This window comes from Myroides sp. 1354, assembly GCF_030324495.1.
Lineage (GTDB): Bacteria > Bacteroidota > Bacteroidia > Flavobacteriales > Flavobacteriaceae > Flavobacterium.
Genome location: NZ_JACAGN010000020.1, coordinates 44,043 through 64,142 on the forward strand (window position 1 = coordinate 44,043; position 20,100 = coordinate 64,142).

11 protein-coding genes are annotated in these 20,100 nt (G+C 35.9%); 5 read left to right on the forward strand and 6 right to left on the reverse strand.

Annotated features, from left to right (window positions below):
- Nucleotides 1-203 precede the first annotated feature (203 nt).
- Nucleotides 204-1,058, reverse strand: coding sequence for a hypothetical protein (locus HX004_RS15955; protein ID WP_286443660.1), 855 nt, complete (start codon nt 1,056-1,058; stop codon nt 204-206).
- 395 nt (nt 1,059-1,453) lie between these two features.
- Entirely contained in the window at nt 1,454-2,536 is a 1,083-nt protein-coding gene (locus HX004_RS15960) for a lipase family protein (RefSeq protein ID WP_286443662.1), read from the reverse strand.
- 231 nt (nt 2,537-2,767) lie between these two features.
- Here HX004_RS15960 and HX004_RS15965 point away from each other — a divergent pair, with 231 nt between their 5' ends.
- The 3 genes from HX004_RS15965 to HX004_RS15975 all read left to right on the forward strand — a co-directional run bounded on the left by HX004_RS15965 (nt 2,768) and on the right by HX004_RS15975 (nt 6,095).
- Nucleotides 2,768-3,340 (forward strand): hypothetical protein, encoded by a 573-nt coding sequence (locus HX004_RS15965; protein ID WP_286443664.1) that lies wholly within the window; start codon nt 2,768-2,770, stop codon nt 3,338-3,340.
- A 262-nt stretch (nt 3,341-3,602) separates the two neighbouring features.
- Entirely contained in the window at nt 3,603-5,789 is a 2,187-nt protein-coding gene (locus tag HX004_RS15970) for a glutamine synthetase III family protein (RefSeq protein WP_286443666.1), read from the forward strand.
- 30 nt (nt 5,790-5,819) lie between these two features.
- Complete coding sequence (locus tag HX004_RS15975) at nt 5,820-6,095, forward strand: hypothetical protein (protein WP_286443668.1); 276 nt, start codon at nt 5,820-5,822, stop codon at nt 6,093-6,095.
- 123 nt (nt 6,096-6,218) lie between these two features.
- On the opposite strand, the gene HX004_RS15980 is transcribed toward HX004_RS15975, so the two are convergent.
- From HX004_RS15980 to ccsA, 4 genes are all read right to left on the reverse strand, one after another.
- Complete coding sequence (locus HX004_RS15980) at nt 6,219-9,323, reverse strand: efflux RND transporter permease subunit (RefSeq protein WP_286443670.1); 3,105 nt, start codon at nt 9,321-9,323, stop codon at nt 6,219-6,221.
- Nucleotides 9,324-9,342: 19 nt separating this feature from the next.
- Nucleotides 9,343-10,455 carry an efflux RND transporter periplasmic adaptor subunit gene (locus tag HX004_RS15985; RefSeq protein ID WP_286443672.1) on the reverse strand — a complete coding sequence of 371 codons (1,113 nt, stop codon included), beginning with the start codon at nt 10,453-10,455 and terminating at the stop codon, nt 9,343-9,345.
- Nucleotide 10,456: 1 nt separating this feature from the next.
- Nucleotides 10,457-11,746 carry a TolC family protein gene (locus tag HX004_RS15990; RefSeq protein ID WP_286443674.1) on the reverse strand — a complete coding sequence of 430 codons (1,290 nt, stop codon included), beginning with the start codon at nt 11,744-11,746 and terminating at the stop codon, nt 10,457-10,459.
- Between the two features lie 315 nt (nt 11,747-12,061).
- Nucleotides 12,062-15,232, reverse strand: a complete 3,171-nt coding sequence (ccsA, locus tag HX004_RS15995; RefSeq protein ID WP_286443676.1) for a cytochrome c biogenesis protein CcsA — start codon at nt 15,230-15,232, stop codon at nt 12,062-12,064.
- A 208-nt stretch (nt 15,233-15,440) separates the two neighbouring features.
- On the opposite strand from ccsA, the gene HX004_RS16000 reads away from it, so the two are divergent.
- Together HX004_RS16000 and HX004_RS16005 are read left to right on the forward strand one after the other, a co-directional pair.
- Entirely contained in the window at nt 15,441-16,640 is a 1,200-nt protein-coding gene (locus tag HX004_RS16000) for a pyridoxal phosphate-dependent aminotransferase (protein WP_286443678.1), read from the forward strand.
- A gap of 1,070 nt (nt 16,641-17,710) precedes the next feature.
- The coding region (locus HX004_RS16005; protein WP_502888486.1) for a phage tail-like protein at nt 17,711-20,100 on the forward strand (2,390 nt) is incomplete at its 3' end.

Below are 20,100 nucleotides of genomic sequence, written 5' to 3' on the forward strand. Positions count from 1 at the left end.
TATCAATAAACTTTCTGATTTAAGGATATATTTTATTTAATCGATAATTTGACAAAAAACCAAAAAACCAAAAAAACAAAAAAACAAAAAAACAAAAACACAAAAACACAAAAACACAAAAACGCAAAAACACAAAAAACCAAGTTTAAAGCTTGATAGTTTACGGTTGATAGTTCAAACCATCAACCGTAAACAGTTAGCTGTTAACCAACATTATATCGAATAACGGCGTTAGTTCTAGAGCTTCTTGGATTGCTAAAAAACTGAGTCAAGCTATAAGGCGATCTTGTCTCTTCACAGGTTTTCTTAATTTCTTCCATAGAATTTGGAGAGAAAAGTAATAATTCAAGTGATTTTAAGAAGCGTTCTTTTCTTTGGTAGTTTGCCAAAGTATCTCCATAAAAATACAAGATGTTATTTTTAAACTCTTCTAGTGATAAATGGTGTTGTTGTAGCAGTGTAAGTAGTTTTAGATCATCGGCAGTTTCTGTTTTTACTAGGTGGTTATAAATAGTTTGATGTTTGTTTTTGTCTTTGAGGTAAAAATTAAAATCTAGGAGTAGGTCTTCCAACTGAGTTTCAATTTTTAGATAAAAGAGATTGACTGTAAATTCCCTATTTGGAGCAATGTGAATGGTGCCGACAAGGGAACACATTTGCTTGGTTCTGTCTAAGCAGTTGAAGTGAATATTGGTATAGGTATTGACCGGTTGATGACTGAATTTGTCTTTTATTTCCTGTCGAACCGCTGCTAGTATTTTATCTCGTTTGTCTTGCTTAATTTTGGTGAATTCAATTTCCCGTATCAGGGCTAGGGAATCGTCAAGCGTAAGGGAAAAGGGGGTCTTATAGGTTATTTTATCTTCGCTTTTTTGAAGTTGAGCATAATTGATATGCAGCAGGGCTTCAAATAAGGTTGAGGTCATTGCTTTAAAATTATTAAAGTGATAATATTGAAAAGCTAGGGAATTTAAATTCCCACAGGGGGCAATTTTGGAAAAATGCCGTACAAAGTGTTGCAGTGTACTTTGTACTTCTTCAAATAATTCAAGTTTCATAAGGTTAGCTCGTGTTGTTTGTTTGGGTAAAACTACATTTCTAGAATAAATGCAATTCCAATGCTAGTTTAGTGAGAATTTCTTAAGAATCCAAATTGAAATATGCTAATATGGTGGTTTTAATCTGTTAAATTACTGAAGGAAGTTTTGTTATTTATTAGGAAATATGCGTAATGCAATTTATTTTTAGCGTTAATATTTCATTATCATTGTGTAAACGGTATGGATTTTAAATTAAATTTTTTTTTCAATACGGCGGTTTTTTATGATTTTATTTTGTTTTTCTGTTTTTTTTAAGTTGTAAAATCGCATATTTCGGTTAAAATAAATCAGCTAACTGATTGAACAAATCACGCAACTACTTAAATCTCATGATATCAAGTGAACGATAGTCCCTATTCTCCTAGCAAAAACAAATAGGCATTCGGTAAGTGATGGGACATTGTATTTTCGGGTTTATTGAATTGTTTTTGATACGCTTCATTTTGTAACCCATCCAATACAATAGGGTTTCCACAGCGATTGTAATTGCTCTCTTGACGGTAGGTAGGCTCTTGTAAGTCGGGCAGTGTTTTGTTGATTTGTTTGAATAGAAAAGGACCGAGTAGTTTAGCGTAACGCTTCACACTTTTTTCCGTAGGATTATTTACGCGATTGTAGATACCACGTGCAAACCAACGTTTTGGCCAACTGATTTTTTTAATCCCTTTGTCAATGTTTTCTTGGCTAAAAGGACTGACAGGGGTAAAGTCTTTAAAACGCTGTGTTGTAGGAGGAACTTCTGGCACCCAATCTTGTGTATTGACCACAGAATAACTCCATTGATTCATCTCTTTCTCATATTGATAGGCAAAATATAAGTTTCCTGGTTTTGGTGCAGCTAACGTATAGGTTTTAAATTGAATATCTTTCGGAAGTATATTTTGCTTTTGCCATTGTTTTAATTGGGCGGTTATTAAATAGGCAATGACTCCTCCTTGACTATGGCCAGATATCATAATTTCCTTGTGATTAGCTCGATACAAACTATCGATCTTGGGTTTTATATCTTGTAATAAATAAACAGAAGCAAGGGCCCATCCCACATGAACACTCGCCTTATCGTCTTCAGAGAATTGATATGTAACGGGTTGGTTCGGGGTGAGGTAAAAGGTACCACTAGCAGGGACCATGGCAGCATAGTAATTCGCTAACCAGCTAATCCCTCGATTGACAGAACCGCGAATGACGATTTCTGCCACTTGTGTTTTCTCATTATAATAAAGCCCCCATTGATTGGTTAGGCCCATCTCAGGTGAACGATAGATATTTTTGTATGTTGTAAGTAGATAAAGAGAATCAGAAGTATAGGGCTTTTGAATATCTTGAGCTAAGTGCAAACTATTTCGAATCTCCTTTACCTCTACAGTAGGTTTCAATTGTTGAGCAAAAGAAGAAAGACTTAAAAAAGCGAAATAAAGACAAATGAATTTTCTCATGGAATGTACTACTTTCAGTTTTAAATGAATTATACTATAAAAATACAGGATTGAAGTGATAAAATGCGTTTTTTGGAAATTTGTTTTTTTGTTTGCTAAAAGAATCTTAGTTTTAGAAACACAAAAAAGTATTTTGTGACGAAAGTAGCGGATTAAATTGCTAAAAATGTCTTAATACAAGAGATAGGTTGTAGATTAAACGATACATTTGAAAAGATAAAAGGAAATGTTATGAAAAAATTGATGCTATTATGTGCTGTAGTACTCGGAAGTTTATTTACAGTAAGTTGTGAAGGACCTCGTGGACCTGAAGGACCTCCAGGGGGAAATGAATTTGCTAATGTATTTGAATATCATTTAAATTTTAATCAAAATTTAAATTCGAATATTGCAAGTCAGATTGTAAAACATCCAACCAAAGTATATTTAGGGGATGCTGTTTTTATTTATGTATTAGAAAAAACGGATAAAAATGGAGATCCAATATGGTCGCCATTACCGATGCGTTATTTTGTTGAGAATACAACGACACAACAAGATGAGGAGTTAGAGTATATTTATAATTTTGGATTGCAGGATTTTGAAATCGTAGCACGTGCAACGGCTCCATTAGGTTTATTTAATGGAGATAAAAATAATCCAGGATATGTAACCGATATGGTTTTTAGAGTGGTATATGTAGGAGGAAAAGATCCGATTCAAAAGAAAGCTTCAGCTCAAGCAAATAAAGAGGAGACTCCATTGAGTTATGATGAATTACTGTTAAAGTATAATTTGACGAATTCTCCAGTGAAGAAAATGTAGAAAGAAATAAAAAAAGCGATATTGACGATTCAATATCGCTTTTTTTTTGGATTTGCTTTTCATACAAAAGAAGGATAACAGTCATGTATTCATCTAAACAAAAAATATTTGTACTACCCCCCCTCAAAAAACACCAAAAAAAAGAATAAAAGTAGTTTTGTAAAAAAAAGTATAAAAAAATAGGGGGTATGTGTATTGTTTTTCTGTTTTTCATTATTTTTGCGTCATCAAAACAGGGGGTGTCCCTATAAAAAGTGTAAGTATGTCAACATTTCGTTTTCGAGCAATTGAAAAAGCAGCCTCAAGAAGTGCTGTGAAGGTAGAAGAACTGGGTAGAAAATCATTAATTTTTGGCGATCATGTCTTTAATGACAAATCGATGCGCCAATTTTTGACACCCGAAGCCTATCAGGCGGTTAAGAATGCACAACTAGGCATTAAGATTGACCGTAGATTAGCGGATTACATCGCATTAGGGATGAAAGAATGGGCTCTTTCAAAAGGAGTAACACATTATACACACTGGTTCCAACCTTTAACAGGAACAACAGCAGAGAAGCACGATGCTTTTTTCGAAACACAATTTGACGGAGATCCTGTAGAACAATTCAATGGAGGTCAGTTAGTACAACAAGAACCAGATGCTTCTAGTTTTCCAAATGGAGGAATTCGAAATACATTTGAAGCAAGAGGGTATACAGCATGGGATCCAACATCACCAGCTTTTATCTTTGGTTCTACTTTGTGTATTCCAACCGTATTTATTTCGTATACAGGAGAAGCTTTAGATAACAAGACCCCACTTTTAAAAGCAATCAATGCGATTGACGATGCTGCAACAGAAGTAGCGCGTTATTTCGATAAAAACGTAAAAAAAGTAACCCCAACCTTAGGATGGGAACAAGAATATTTCCTTGTGGATGCTGCTTTAGCGGCATCAAGACCGGATATCTTAACAACAGGTAGAACGTTATTAGGACATACTGCGGCTAAAGGACAACAATTGGATGACCATTATTTTGGATCTATTCCAACCCGTGTATTAAATTATATGCACGATTTAGAAAATCACTGTATCTTATTGGGGATTCCAGTAAAAACAAGACACAATGAGGTAGCGCCAAATCAGTTTGAGTTAGCTCCGATTTTCGAAGAAATTAACTTGGCTGTGGATCACAATTCCCTGTTGATGGACGTAATGAAAAAAGTAGCGGAAAAACACCATTTTAAAGTGTTATTCCACGAAAAACCATTCAAAGGAGTAAACGGATCAGGAAAACACAACAACTGGTCTTTAGCAACAGATACGGGAATTAACTTATTAAGCCCAAGTAAAACACCAAAGAGCAATTTACAATTCTTAACTTTCTTTATCAATACCATTAAGGCGGTAAATGACAACGAAGAATTATTGCGTTCAGCTATTGCCTCTGCAAGTAATGACCACCGTTTAGGGGCAAACGAAGCACCTCCAGCTATTGTATCTGTATTCATCGGACAACAATTGACGAAAGTGTTGGAAGAGTTGAAAGAGGTAACAGATGGTAAATTATCGCCAGAGGAAAAAACGGATTTAAAGTTAAATGTAGTTGGGAAAATTCCAGATGTATTATTAGATAATACAGACCGAAATAGAACGTCTCCATTTGCCTTTACAGGAAATAAGTGGGAATTTAGAGCGGTTGGATCAACAGCAAACTGTGCTGGACCTATGACGGTTTTAAATACAATTATGGCTAAACAATTAAAAGAGTTTAAAATCGAAGTAGATCGTTTAGTAGAACAAGATGGATTGAAAAAAGACGAAGCTATTTTCAACGTATTACGCGAATACATCAAACAAAGTGAGCGTATTTTGTTTGAAGGTGATGGGTATAGCAAAGAATGGGAAGAAGAGGCTGCAAGACGCGGATTGAGCAACCACAAAACAACACCAGAAGCTTTAAAAGCAAAGGTATATCCTGAGTCCATTGCGGTATTTGAAGAAATGCAAGTCATGACTAAAGTAGAGGTAGAAGCACGCTACGAAATTGAATTAGAAGAATATGTAAAACGCATCCAAATTGAGGGACGTGTGTTAGGAGATATCGCGAAGAATCACGTAATCCCTACAGCAATTAAATATCAAAACTTGGTCATTGAAAACGTAAAAGGATTAAAAGAAATCTTTGGTGAAGAAGAATACAAAGAATACGCAGAAGAACAAATGCGCATTTTAAAGAAAATTTCTTACCACATTGCTCAAGTGAATACTAAAGTTTCGGAAATGGTAGATCAACGCAAGATTGCCAATGCCATTGAGGATGTAGAAGAACAAGCAAAAATGTATTGTCATATTGTAAAACCATATTTCGATATTATTCGTTACCACAGTGATAAATTAGAAATGATGGTAGACAACGAATTGTGGACCTTGACCAAATACCGCGAGTTATTGTTTACAAATTAATCAGTAGGGGCAGATGGCAATCTGCCCGATGTGAACGGCAATCTGCCCGATGCGAACGGCAATCTGCCCGATGCAAACGGCACCCTGCCCGATGCGAACGGCAATCTGTCTGATGCACACGGCACCCTGCCCGATGTGAACGGCACCCTGCCCGATGCGAACGGCAATCTGCCCGATGCAAACGGCAATCTGCCTGATGCAAACGGTAACTTGTCCAATGCAAACGGTAATTTGTCTGGTGCAAACGGTATCCTGTCTGATACACACAGCAGTCTGCCTGATGCAAACGGTATCGTGTCTGATTAACTGGAAACAAGATTTTTTCTGAATCTTTATAAATTAAAAAGGGGAATTGCAAAAGCAATTCCCCTTTTTAATTTATCTAATACGTTATCAATTCTTGTATTAAAGCATATCTCCTCATTTAAATCATTTACTTCTCTCTTCTTTCTCCTTTCCTCTATAAGCCCAATAGAATACCTGTGGTAAAATAGTAAAGGCTAAGATCATTCCGATGATTAATCCACCCACAATCATAATGGCTAGTGGTTTTTGAATTTCAGAACCCATTCCGTTGGATAAGGCTGCTGGGAGTAATCCCATTGACCCCATTAAAGCAATCATAATTACTGGACGAATACGACTTCTTACCCCATCGCGTATGGCTTCTTCGAGTGGCATTCGCTTTTTGAGGTTTTCTTTCATAACCCCGATGAGGACAATACCGTCAATGGTCGATACTCCAAAGAGAATGATAAATCCGATTCCCGCTGAAATTCCAAACGTTGTACCAGTTACCCAAAGAGAGATAAAACCTCCAATAAAGGCAAAGGGCAAAGTTAAAGAGGCAATAGCAGTATCTTTTAGATTACCAAAGTTAAAATACAAGAGAATTAGAATTAAGACCAAAGAAACCGGTACAACCAAGATTAATTGTTTGGCTGCTCTTTCTTTACTCTCAAATTCACCCGCCCATTCCATTTTGTTGATGGTTGGTAATTTTACTTCTTTATCCACTTTTGCTCTTGCTTCCGCAATGGTACTACCTAAATCGCGACCTTCGATACTAAATCCAATACCGATGTATCGGCTATTTCCTTCGCGATAAATAAATGCAGGCCCTGTGTGATAATCAATGGTTGCAATTTCTTTTAGAGGCACTTGTTTGCCATCTAAACTGGGAATTAAAATATCGCCAATTTTCTCTGCAGAATCGCGGTATTCTTTGTCAAAACGCAAGACTACGTCAAACATGCGTTCATTTTCATAAAATGTCGTTGCAGCCTGACCTCCAATGGTCATGGCAATAACTGCTTGTGCATCGGCTGTAGTAACCGCATATTTCGCCATTTTAGAATCGCTCAAAGAGATACGCAATTCTGGAAGACCTATATTTTTGAAAATATTTAAATCGGTAACCCCAGGCACATCTTTAATACTTTGTGCCACTTGGGTCGCGTATTTCTCTAAATCAAAAAGGTTATCTCCAAAGATTTTGATTACCAGGGAACTCTTAACTCCAGCCACATATTCCTCTACGTTATCTTGAATCGGTTGACTAAACCCAAAATTAATACCGGGGTATTTCTCCAGTGCAACTCGCATTTCTTCGAGTAATTTATCCTTCGTAATGGAGCGTTTCCATTCCTTTTCTGGTTTTAATTGCGTGTGAAATTCAATATTAAAGAATCCCGTTGGATCTGTTCCGTCGTTTGGACGTCCTGTTTGTGTTAATACGAATTTTACTTCCTCAAAATCGCGTAAAATCCCTTTCATTTCATTGGCTAAACGAACAGATTCATTTAGGTTGATACTACTTGGTAGCGTTGCGCGTATATAAATGGCTCCTTCATTGAGTTTCGGTAAGAATTCTGATCCATAGTAATGAAAGCGAACCCCGCAAATAACTAAGATCAAACCGAATAGGGCAAAGGTTAGTTTTTTGTGGTAGAAACTCCAATTGAACATTTTATAGATGTAAGTTCTAAAAAATCTAGAAATAAAGTTTTCTTTTTCTTCTATGTTTTTGGTCAATAAGAGTTTACACATTGCAGGTACATACGTTAAGCTCAATATTAAGGAACCTAATAAAGCATATCCTAGTGTAAATGCCAAGGGTGAAAACATCTTACCTTCTACTTTTTCAAAAGAGAAAATAGGCATTAAGGCTACGATTAAAATCAATAAGGCAAAGAAGATATAACCTGCTACGCTACTGGCACTTTTTCGAATCGTTCCCAGTTTAGACATCTTATTGAAGCGCTTCATTCCAACGAGTTGAGCCTTCTTCTCGAGTCCAACAAAAACATGTTCAACAATAACGAGCGTACCTTCTAAGAGCAAACCAAAATCGAGAGCCCCCATTGAAATTAGATTGGCAGGTAGACCTTGTATTTTCAACATAATAATGGCAAACAAGAAAGAAAGTGGAATAACAGTAGCCACAATAAATGTTGTACGCCAATTGTATAAAAAGATAAATACAATAACGGATACCAATAAAACCCCTTCAATTAAGTTTTTCGTTACCGTATGCACCGTTGTATTGACTAAATCCGTACGATCAATAATCGGTACGATTTTTACATTTTTTGGTAAAATGCGCTCGTTTAAATCGTCGATTTTGGCTTTTAGTTTGGTAATAACCGCACTGGGGTTTTCACCGCGAAGCATTACGACAATGCCCTGAACAACGTCGTTTTCATCTTGATAACCAACTTGTCCCAATCGAGGTTTAGCATTGATTTCTACTTTGGCTACGTGTTTAACCAAAATAGGTGTATTGCCTTTTACTTCGATGAGAATATTCTCAATATCCTCTAGGTTGTCTAATAATCCAACACCGCGAACAACATAGGCTTGATCTCCGCGTTGGATAACATCACCTCCTACGTTGATATTGCTTTTTTCAACTGCTTCATAAACATCCAAAGGAGATAGACCGTAGTTGACTAATTCCGTTGGATTGATTTGAATTTCAAATATTTTTTCTTCTCCACCAAAACTCACTACATCTGCAACACCGGGCACGGATAATAACTCTCGTTCCACAACCCAATCTTGAATAGACGTTACTTCTTTAATCGGTAAATCACTTTGAATGATATAACGGAAAATCTCGCCTGTAGCTCCAGATGGCGGTTCAATTTCGAAATCAGCACCTTCTGGTAGATTGACATTTCCCATGCGGTTTGATGCGTATTGTTGCGCATAGAAATCATCGATTTCATCGTTGAATATAACGGTAACTACAGATAATCCAAAAAGGGAGATTGAACGAACTTCCGCTTTATTGGGAATTGTGTTCATCTCTTTGGAAATCGGAAGGGTAATGAATTTTTCTATTTCTTCTGCACTACGCCCAGGCCATTGAGTAATAATACGCGCACGCGTATTGGTTACATCCGGAAAGGCTTCAATTGGGGTGTGTATGTAGCTGTAAATTCCACCAAACAACAATAAAAGCACGCCAAAAAGAACGATAAAGGTGTTTTGGAGGGAAAAGGCTACAATATTTTTGACAAATTTTTGCATGTTTTACTTTTCTTTTGGTTTACAACTGATTGTTCAATTGCTCGTAAATTAATAATTCATTGGTCGTAATAACAGTTTCTCCTTCTTGTACACCTCCCGTGATATAAGTAAACTCTTTGTTTTTAGTCACAGGTGTAATTTGACGGATTTCTTGATGACAAGCATCTTTGTATACGACAACATAATTTTGATTGTTGTCAAAGATGATTGCATTATTGGGAACAGCTAAGGCCTCTCCTTGGTTGTCGTCAATGAGTAAATGAATTTCAGCAGACATTCCAGGTCTCAATTTCATTTCGCTGTTGTTGAGTACAATACGCGCTTTGAGTACGCGTTCTTCCGCGTCAAAAACTTGAGAGATATTAGAAATTTTTCCTTCAAATTGATCATCAGGATAAGCCAATGTGCTTACTTGTACTGTAGCGTTAAGGTTAACATAACGCATAGAAGTGGCGTATACGTTGGCTAAAATCCATACATCATTCAGATTTGCAATAGTAAATAAGGGTTCATCTGTATCAGTAATTGTCATCCCCGTTACGATGCTTTTGGTTACAATATAACCGTCTTGAGGAGCGATAACTTGGTAGATTCCCTCTTTGTTATGTCCGTTAAACATGGATAAATTGCTCTTAGCAGCGCGCAATTTACTTTCCAATACCTGAACATCCTCTTGTGCTTCTAGCAGTTCTTTTTGAGAAGAAATTCCGTCTTGATACATAGAAGAAACGGACTCTAATTCGCGTTTAGCTACTTTTAATTCTGCTTCCGTAGCGCGTAATTCCGTTTTGAATTCATTTAAATCTGTACTTCTAATTTCTGCAAGTAATTGTCCTTTTTTGACAAAATCACCCAATGAAAATTTGGCACTAACCACAATTCCTTCTACTAAACTGTAGAAGGGAACCGTTTTATCTTGATTGTATTCAACCGTTCCATTTAAACTAATTGTTCGTTGAATGGGACGTTGGGTAACTTTAGCGAAGTTTAAACCTTTGCCCATCTCTTCTGGAATACAGTAGGATTCTTTCGTTTGTGTAGCTTCTTCTTGTTGTTTACAAGCCGATAAGGTCAGTACAGCTAATACTGCATAGCCAATTGTATGTTTTGAGAATGTTTTGATGCTTTTCATATTAAATATCTTTTCCAATAGCGAATTGTAAATTTTCTATTTGTTCGTTTAATTCTTTTTTAGTTTCGAGAATAATATTTTTGTTTTCGACATAGGCTTCAACAAAATCGAAGTACTCCATCATACTAACATTTTTTTTCTGAAAGTTTTTGACATAAGCCTCTAGTAATTTGTCCAATTGATCTTCGTAGTCGTTGTCAATCTGGTCATATAAATCTTTGGCATTCATATAGTTTCTCAGCGCTTCTATAATGTCATTGGCAATTTCATTTTTCTTATTTTTTGCTTCTAATTCAGCAATTTGAACTCCTAGTTTCGCTTCTTTGATATTTCCTTTATTGCGATCAAAAATGGGAAGATCGAAAGACAACCCAAAACCAACAAAATCGCGCATAATATTCCCACCTCGATCATAATCAACGCCTAGCGTAATATTCGGCGTGCGTTCTGCTTTTTCAATTTCTACCTGCTTCTTTGCTTGATTAATTAAGTTGTCATTCAATAAGATATCCGGTCTGTTTTCTTGGGCGTGAATAATCCAATCTTCAATTTGCAGTTCACTAATCAATTTTGTAGGTACATAGAGTGGATTGGTAATGTGAATAGGGGTGTTAGTTCCAATATTGATGAAGTTTTTTAATTCCTTTAAAGCCTCTTCCAATTCTTTTGAAACATCCACTAATTCTTTTTTGAATTGCAGTTGAGCCGCTTTTAAACGGATGTATTCACTTTGACTAATGTTCCCTTGAGTTAATTGATTTTTATACCCCGTAATTAAAAGTTGCGTATTGTCAATTTGTTTTTGATAAATCTCTTGTTGTTGCTGGAGTACTTGAATATTCGTCAAGGTGTTACGCAGAGCAAGTTTAGATTCGCGCAAAACGATTTCAAAATCTGTTTGACGTTCCTCAATACTTAGTTTTTGAAGATCAATGCGCTTGCGTCTTTTTCCCGCAGTTTCAATCTCTTGTTCTAGATGTAGAGAAATTTGCTGAGAAGTTCCCCAGTTTCCAAAAATAATCGGTTGTTCTTCTATATCAGTGGTGCGCCAAACATTGACTTCTGAAATTTCAAAGGTGGGATTCGGCCATAGTCTAGCCTGAATCAATTGGGCTTCGGCTTGAGAGATTTCGAGTCTTTTCGCCAATAGATCTAAATTCTGTTCTAGAAACAGAGTCTCTATTTCTTCTTTGCTCATTTTTAGCGCTTGCTTCTTATCCTGTGCTTGTAAAACACAAGTAGAAAGAACCAAAATAGAAAGGGTTAGTACACGTCTAAACATTTTGCTCATAATTTATGGTTCAAAATTACATTACTCATATTATAAGGGCTTTGGAGTCGCATTAATAAGAAATTAAAACTAGATTAGAATTCGATTAGAATAGCTGGGAGTTGAGGAGGAGGTGATGAAATCGGAACGCAGTGTAGATTCATCGAACACCAAAACCAATATAAACTAGGTGAGATAGTTGGTGAGGTGAGGAGCAAGCAAGATATTTTTAACAGATGCGGAAACCGCTAATACTCAACGAAAAAACTTTCAATGATTCAAAAAAAAAAAGCGACTCGAATTCGAGTCGCTTTTTGATATAGTAAGATATAAAATTTACTTTTTTAAGTGTTTTCTATACTGGATGAAAGATAAGATACTGATTAAAGTTACAAATCCAACAGACCACCAAATGATGGTAGGTGTAATTACTTTATCACCAGAAGCATACGAGTGTAATCCGCTTAAATAGAAGTTTACACCAAAGTATGTCATCATAATCGAGTAGTAAGCAAGCACACTAAATACGTTGAATATCCAAGTACCGCGCATGGCTGGTACTAAACGAGCGTGGATGACAAAAGCATAAACCATGATACTAATTAAAGCCCAAGTTTCTTTTGGATCCCATCCCCAGTAACGACCCCAGCTTTCATTTGCCCATTGTCCTCCTAAGAAGTTTCCTATGGTTAAAAGCACTAGACCAACAGTCAAGGCCATCTCATTGATATAGGTTAATTCTTTTAGGTTTAAATCCATTTTCTTTTTGTTCTTACTAGTAGTAAGAATCATCAAGATTAAAGACACAACACCCAAAATCATTCCTAAGGTAAACGGACCATAACTTGCTACGATAATTGCTACGTGGATAATTAACCAATAAGAATCCAATACCGGTTGTAGATTAGAAATAGCAGGGTCCATATAATTTAAATGAGCAGCCCATAAAATCATACCTGTAACGAAAGCAGTTGAAGCAATTGTTAATTCTGATTTCTTACCAAAGTACAATCCGAATAAAGTAGTAGCCCAAGCCACGTAGATTACTGATTCATAAGCATCACTCCAAGGAGCGTGTCCTGAAACATACCAACGTACAGCTAATCCTAAAGTATGCAAAACAAACAAGAATAGCGTTAACCAATGACCTACTTTAATCGCTTTACTCGCAATCTTATTTGGTTTTAAAATCACCCAAATGATAAATACGAAAGAGAACAGTGCAACCAGCATGTAATATTTATACAAGGTTTTGAAAATATCATATTGGTTGTATAAAACTTCAAATTTGATTTTGTTGTCCGATGGCATTACGTTTTTACCATATGAATGTTGAAACGTATTAATGTGTTCTAAGTATTCGTTTGCTTTAGCGTAGTTATTTGAGTTTTTAGCATCAAATAAAGCAGGTACATACATGCGAGACAAAATATTCTTTGTGAAAGTAGAATCCATTCCCGTCATTCCTGATTCGTTTAATTCTAAAGGAGAAATCCATTTATTATTATCGTGTTGAGGAATAGGGAAGATCGTTAAAATTCGCCCTGTAAAAGCTGCATTTAATAAAGCGACTTTACCATCAAGGTCCAAATAATCCTTTTGGAATTGATTTTTTACGCTTGAATGGTTTGCTTCATCTACGTATTTTAAAAGTTTGTAATTACCATTTTCATCAAAGAAATCTACAAATGAAGCGTGTTTTACATCCTTAGCTAAACCTAAAACTTCTCTGATTTTATCATTTCCTCTTTGTAATTCAATGATTGGAGCAAAATACCAAAAATTTGGAGCTCCTTCCATTTGTTGTGCAACAGTAAATTGCGTGATAGATAAGAAAACTTGGTCAGGAGTTAAGCCTTGGTAGTTTTCTTTTTTGTACACTTTTCTCAACAATTCAGAAGAGAACGTATTGATTGGTTTCATACGTCCACCGTGATCTTGGATGACAAGGTTCCCGAATTTAGCCGCGTGTTCTTTATCAATTGCATTGGCATGGATGATGGAGTCAATAACCGCAGGTTCAGGCTTAGCCGGTGCATGCATATGCTGAGCAGAAGCACCAAAAGAACATAACAAAACTAAAACAGTTAGTAGTGTAGCTTTCTTTTCTCTCACTTTATCTAATTTGCGTCTTAAATCAGCAAAACGAGAGTTTTTGTCAAATAAAATCCAAATTAACCCCACATATAAGAAGAAGTAACCGATATAGGTAATCCATGTTCCCCAGAAATCGTGGTTAACGGATAAGATGGTTCCTTTTTCATCTGGGTCAAATTGCGCTTGGAAAAAGCGGTATCCTTGATAATCTAAAATATTGTTCATGTAAATTCTAGCGTCGAATGAATTTTCACCATCTAAAACACTTACTTGACTTTCAAAAGCAGAGTAGCTTTTTTCAGTACCTGGGTATTTATCAGCGATGAATTTGTTTAAGCGAACTTGGAATGGGGTAGTGTACACTTTACTTCCATACATCAAAGTAAACTCTAAATCACCCAATTGGATGGCTTGTGGTTCGCCCATTCTTCCTGCTTTTCCTTTTAATACAACATCTTTTTCTAGACCTTGAGAACGAACAGTAACAATTAAAGCATCATTGGTTTGTAGGTCTTTGAAATTTCCATTGGAAACAACAGCTGTTTTTCCTTTCATTGGTAGTTCAGGCAATACAAATTGCGTACCAGCCATCGTGTAAAGAGAACGGAAGTTTAAAGGTTGTTTTTCATTCGCTGTCACATGTCCAGTCGATTGATCAGCCATCACCATATAATTTCCTTCAAAAGGAGAGTCTATAAAGAATTCGCCATTTTCAGATGAAATATTGATAGCACCTTCAGTAGGCGCATTGTATCCAAATAAAATACCGTGAATACTTGCCGCTTTTCCTTCTTGTAAGTAGTGTTCGTGACGTTCTCCATCACCTGATTCTACTAATTTTAAGAAGTTTATTCCGTTTGGATCCGCTTCGATTACTTCTTCAGCAGCCATAACGAAATCCTTGTATTCAACTTCAAATGGAATCCCATTGAAGTCTTTTTTCATTTTGAAATGGTTGTTTGTTACTTGAGAGAAGTATTGGTCCATTTCAAAAGTACGTCTTCTTGTTTCTCCTTCATATTCTCCATCAGCCATCACCGTTAAGAAGGTTTTGTCTGAGAAGATACTATCTGCAGTTTCTCCTTCGCGAATCGGCATCATTCCTTCAAAACTGATATATCTTGTGATGAATGCACCAATCATGATTAAGATAAAGGCTGCGTGTAACATAAAGGTTGACCATTTTTCTTTGGACAATAAGCGGTAACGCTTGATATTTCCTATAAAGTTAAGTAGGAAAATGAACATAATTAACTCAAACCATTTGGTGTTGTAGATAAGAATCCTAGCGGTTGTCGTATTGTAGCGATCCTCAATAAAAGTTCCCAAGGCAAGGGCTACTGCAAATACGATGAAAAGAACAGCCATTAATCGGGTTGAGGAAAAAAAAGATATGATTTTTTTATCCATGAGTTGTTGATACGTTGTTTTTATAATGGAACAAAAATAACCAAAAAGCCCAGCAAACGGGTATATTTAACTTATTATTTAGGAATGAAAATAACTTTTTTTATGCGTAAAAAAATTTAAATTTGCAAAGATCTTTACCTCATTTGATCGATGATTAAAAAATCAACAAGGTTTGGTCGCTATTTAGTGAATTAATAAAAAATTAACCATGCCAAAAATCTCTCAAAAAGGCATTCATATGCCTGAGTCTCCGATTAGAAAATTGGTTCCTTTTGCTGAAAAAGCAAAACAAAAAGGACATCATGTTTATCACTTAAACATTGGTCAACCCGATATTAAAACTCCAGTAGACGCTTTACAAGCTGTAAAAGATGCAGATATTAAAGTACTTGAATACAGCCATTCTGCAGGTTTTGAAAGTTATAGAAACAAATTGTCAAAGTATTACCAAGCACACCAAATTGATGTAAATGCCCAAGATATTATTATCACAACAGGGGGGTCAGAAGCTTTGATGTTTGCTTTAGGAAGTACAATGGATCCGGGAGATGAAATTATTATTCCAGAACCGTTTTACGCAAACTACAATGGTTTCTCTATTTCTAATGGCGTTAGTATTGTGCCTGTGATGTCAACCATTGATACTGGATTTGCTTTACCTGCGATTAGTGAGTTTGAAAAATTAATTACGCCCAAAACAAAAGCAATCTTAATCTGTAATCCAGGTAACCCTACAGGATATTTGTATTCAGGAGAAGAAATGAAACAATTAGCGGCTTTGGTTATTAAACACGATTTGTTTTTAATTGCCGATGAAGTATACCGCGAATTTGCTTATGATGGATTCAAGCATATCTCTGTAATGAGTATGCCAGAATTAGCAAATCACGCGATTATGATTGACTCTGTTTCGAAACGCTATAGTATGTGTGGTGCTCGTATTGGATGTATTGTTTCTAAAAACAAAGGAGTGATGGAGGCGGCTATGAAATTTGCGCAAGCTCGTTTATCTCCTCCTACTTTTGAACAAATTGCAGCAGAAGCAGCTTTAGATACACCTCAATCGTATTTTGATGAAGTAATCACAGAATATAAAGAACGCCGTGATGTATTTATTAAAGCACTACAAGAAATCGATGGAGTGGAAGTAACAGTGCCGAATGGATCGTTTTACTGTGTGGCTAAGTTTCCTGTGAAAGATGCAGATAGTTTTGCGAAATGGTTGTTGGAAGAATATGATCTAAATGGAGATACAGTAATGATTGCTCCAGCTGCTGGATTCTATTCAACACCTGGTGTAGGATTAAACGAAGCACGTATGGCTTATGTATTGAAAAAAGAAGATTTGATTCGCTCAGCGGAAGTTTTAAAAGAAGCTCTAAAAGTATATCAAACCATCGAAAAATAATATCCATTAAAGGAATTTAGATAAAACCACGTTGCGACGTGGTTTTTTTTTGCCTTTATCTAAGGTATAGTTGTGAATGACTGTTCTTTTTACTAGGGTCCTATTTACGTCTCCTTAACACCAAGTTTTGACTTCTCTTTCTTTTTGCTCGACCTATCCTCGACTTTCCTTGGAGAATACTAGGGGAAAATCCATTTTTGTCGAAGGGCTGTTCAAGGTATGTCCAAGATATCTTCAAACTAATGGAATTACACTCAAAGCTTCTCTATAAGCAACACTTAACCTAGTCTTCACTCACCAACCTCACCCTATTACATAAAATCGCTGTGCTATTTATTTTGACGTCATAGGAGTTTGATAAATGCGGTTCAAACGAAAAATACGCAAAATAAAAGGCGCTGTTTGTTTATTATTACCGCTGATGTCTCTAGTGTTCAAAAAAAAATAAAAATGGAACAGCGATGAAATATGAAGGTCGTTTTTTGCGAAAAAGATTATTTATTCCTTTTTTAGAGAAAAAAAGATTTAATTGTCGTTTATTTTTTACCTCTTTAGGAAGTGGAGAGGAAGAAAAGAAAAGCGGATGGCTGTTGTGAAATGAAAACATTTGATTCTCCTTTTTTTCTTTTTGTTTCTTTTTGTTTCTTGAAGATTGCGATTTAGTAAACCGTTTTTTGTTTTTTTAGATGACAAAAAGTGAATTTTACTTTTCACTTATATGATTTATATCATGTTTTGGTGCTTTTTTTTCGTACGTGTAGAAAATGAAACATAGTACGTCTTTTCTTTTTGTTAATTCATTGTTTTACAGGTTTTTAAGTTTGATTCATATTGTTGGAATGTAGTGCTTGCTAATAATTTGAAACGCAATATACTAGTATTATGTGGATTTTTGTTATAGAAAAATGACAAGGCGCGAAGTGTTTCGAAACAGAGGAGGATTTTGAGTTTGAGTGGTGTAAAGAAGTGAAAGGAATGTTTGGAAAACAAGTAAAGAATACACTTTAGATTGAAGAGCCTTAGTGTACTGTGATACAAAATAAGATTAATACGATACAAAATATTTAGTTATGAAAAAAAGACTAATACCAATTGCACTTGTAATGGGAGCAATATCAGCAAACGCACAGGTGGGTATTGGAACGCCAACACCAAACAAGTCTGCGGAATTAACCGTTGTGGCAAAAAACCGTGGGGTGTTGATTCCAAATGTGTCTTTATCAGATACAAAAGATAAGGAAACAATTAAGCCTGGAAACGTGAATAGCTTATTAGTATTCAATATTAATACAGCTAAAGATGTTACGCCTGGGTATTACTATTGGTTTATTGATAGATGGGAACGTTTAACAGTAGCTAGCGAGATTCCTGCTATTGTCGTAAATAACTTTGAAAACATATTAAACATGGATGGAGATAAGGTGACAAACCTTATCAAAAACATTGTGATGAATACAGAAGGTAATGTAATTTATGAAGGGGATAAATTATATTACATCAACAACGATGGAAATAAGGTTGAAATCAACTTTGAAGATATCGTGAAGCAATACGAGACAGTAACTGTTTTAGGGTATGATCCTGCAACGGGTGCACTTACTTATTCGAATGAGCAAGGTGTAGTGGTAACCGTTGATATTAAAGGAGCAGTTAAATCATTTGAAACAGTTACTTCTATTGCTTTAGATAGTACAGCGGGTACAATCTCATTTATTGATGAGGCTGGCGCTACAACTACTTTAAATTTACGTGATTTTGTACAGCAGCATGAAACAGTGACAAACTTAGTTCGTGTTCAAGCTGGAAAATATACGTATACAAATGAATCAGGGACAGTTCAAAATATCAATGTTGTTGGAGATATCACAGAAGTGATTCGTGATAGAACGGATATTGACTTGTATAATGTATTGAAGCAATTGGTGAAATTAGAGCAATCGCTTACTTCATTAATCTACAATGCAACTACAAGAGAGTTAGTTTATACAGACGAAGAAAATACACCACATAATATTGATGTAGAAGCTTTAGTAAAAGACAACCAATATGTAACAGCATTACAACAAGGTACTAATATTAAAGTAGTACAAACAACAAACGGGAATACAATTACCTATACGTTAGATGTACCTACGGCGACAAGAGATGTTGCAGGGGTAGTAAAACCAGGTAGTGGTTTAGATATTGATGCGGACGGTAATTTATCTGTAAACTTAGAAACGGCGTTACATGCAAAAGATTTAACTGGGAACGAGAAAATCGTTGTTACAGATGGAAGAGGAGCTGTTTTAAAAACAACAAGTTTAGATATTAATGAAGCTAAATTAAGCTTACAAAATATAGGAGGTACTTTAAATTTAACACAATTACAAGCAGGAAACGCAGGTGATGTTTTGATTGTTGATGCTAATGGTAACGTAGTATGGTCTGCACAAGATGCCATTACAACGAATGTATTAACGTTAACAGGTTCTGATTTAACTTCGACAGTAAATGGTGTTTCTTCAACAGTAAGTTTAGTTGATAAATTAAGTACTGAAATGTTCCAAAATGGATCAGTTACTGCAGACAAATTAAACGGAGGTCAGGGCGCTGATGGTCGTGTAGGTGTAGCAGGTGCAGATGGAACGATTACGTACAAAACTTTAGACGAGGTAGTAAAAGCAAACGAAACAGTAACAGTATTAGTAGAAAATGCTAACGGAACGTTTACGTACTATAACGAAAAAGAGATTGATGCAAACGGTCAACCAAAAGCAGGAGCAACAGGAGTAACAATCGATCCAAAAGAAGTATCTGTAGCTTTAAATACAACAACAAACGTATATGAGTTCAAAAACTCAAACGGAGATGTAATTGGAGAAATTGACGCTAATGCCAATGCAATTACGTACAACGATAACTCAACGAACTTAGGCGTTACCAACGTACAAGGAGCGATTGAGAAGTTGTTAGAGAAAATCACAGAAGTAGAAGGAACAAAAGGAGACTTAGCTGTAGCAGGTGGATTAGAATTCACAGGTGGAACAGATGGAGCAGCTAAATTATTAGCTGACGCTGGTATCCAAATTGCTGACGGTGGAGTTTCTACAGATAAAATCGCTGACGGTGCAGTTACTGAAGATAAAATCGGAGATAAGGCTGTTACTGCAGACAAATTAAACGGAGGTCAGGGCGCTGATGGCCGTGTAGGTGTAGCAGGTGCTGATGGAACGATTACATACAAAACTTTAGACGAGGTAGTAAAAGCAAACGAAACAGTAACAGTATTAGTAGAAAATGCTAACGGAACGTTTACGTACTATAACGAAAAAGAGATTGATGCAAACGGTCAACCAAAAGCAGGAGCAACAGGAGTAACAATCGATCCAAAAGAAGTATCAGTAGCTTTAAATACAACAACAAACGTATATGAGTTCAAAAACTCAAACGGAGATGTAATTGGAGAGATTGACGCTAA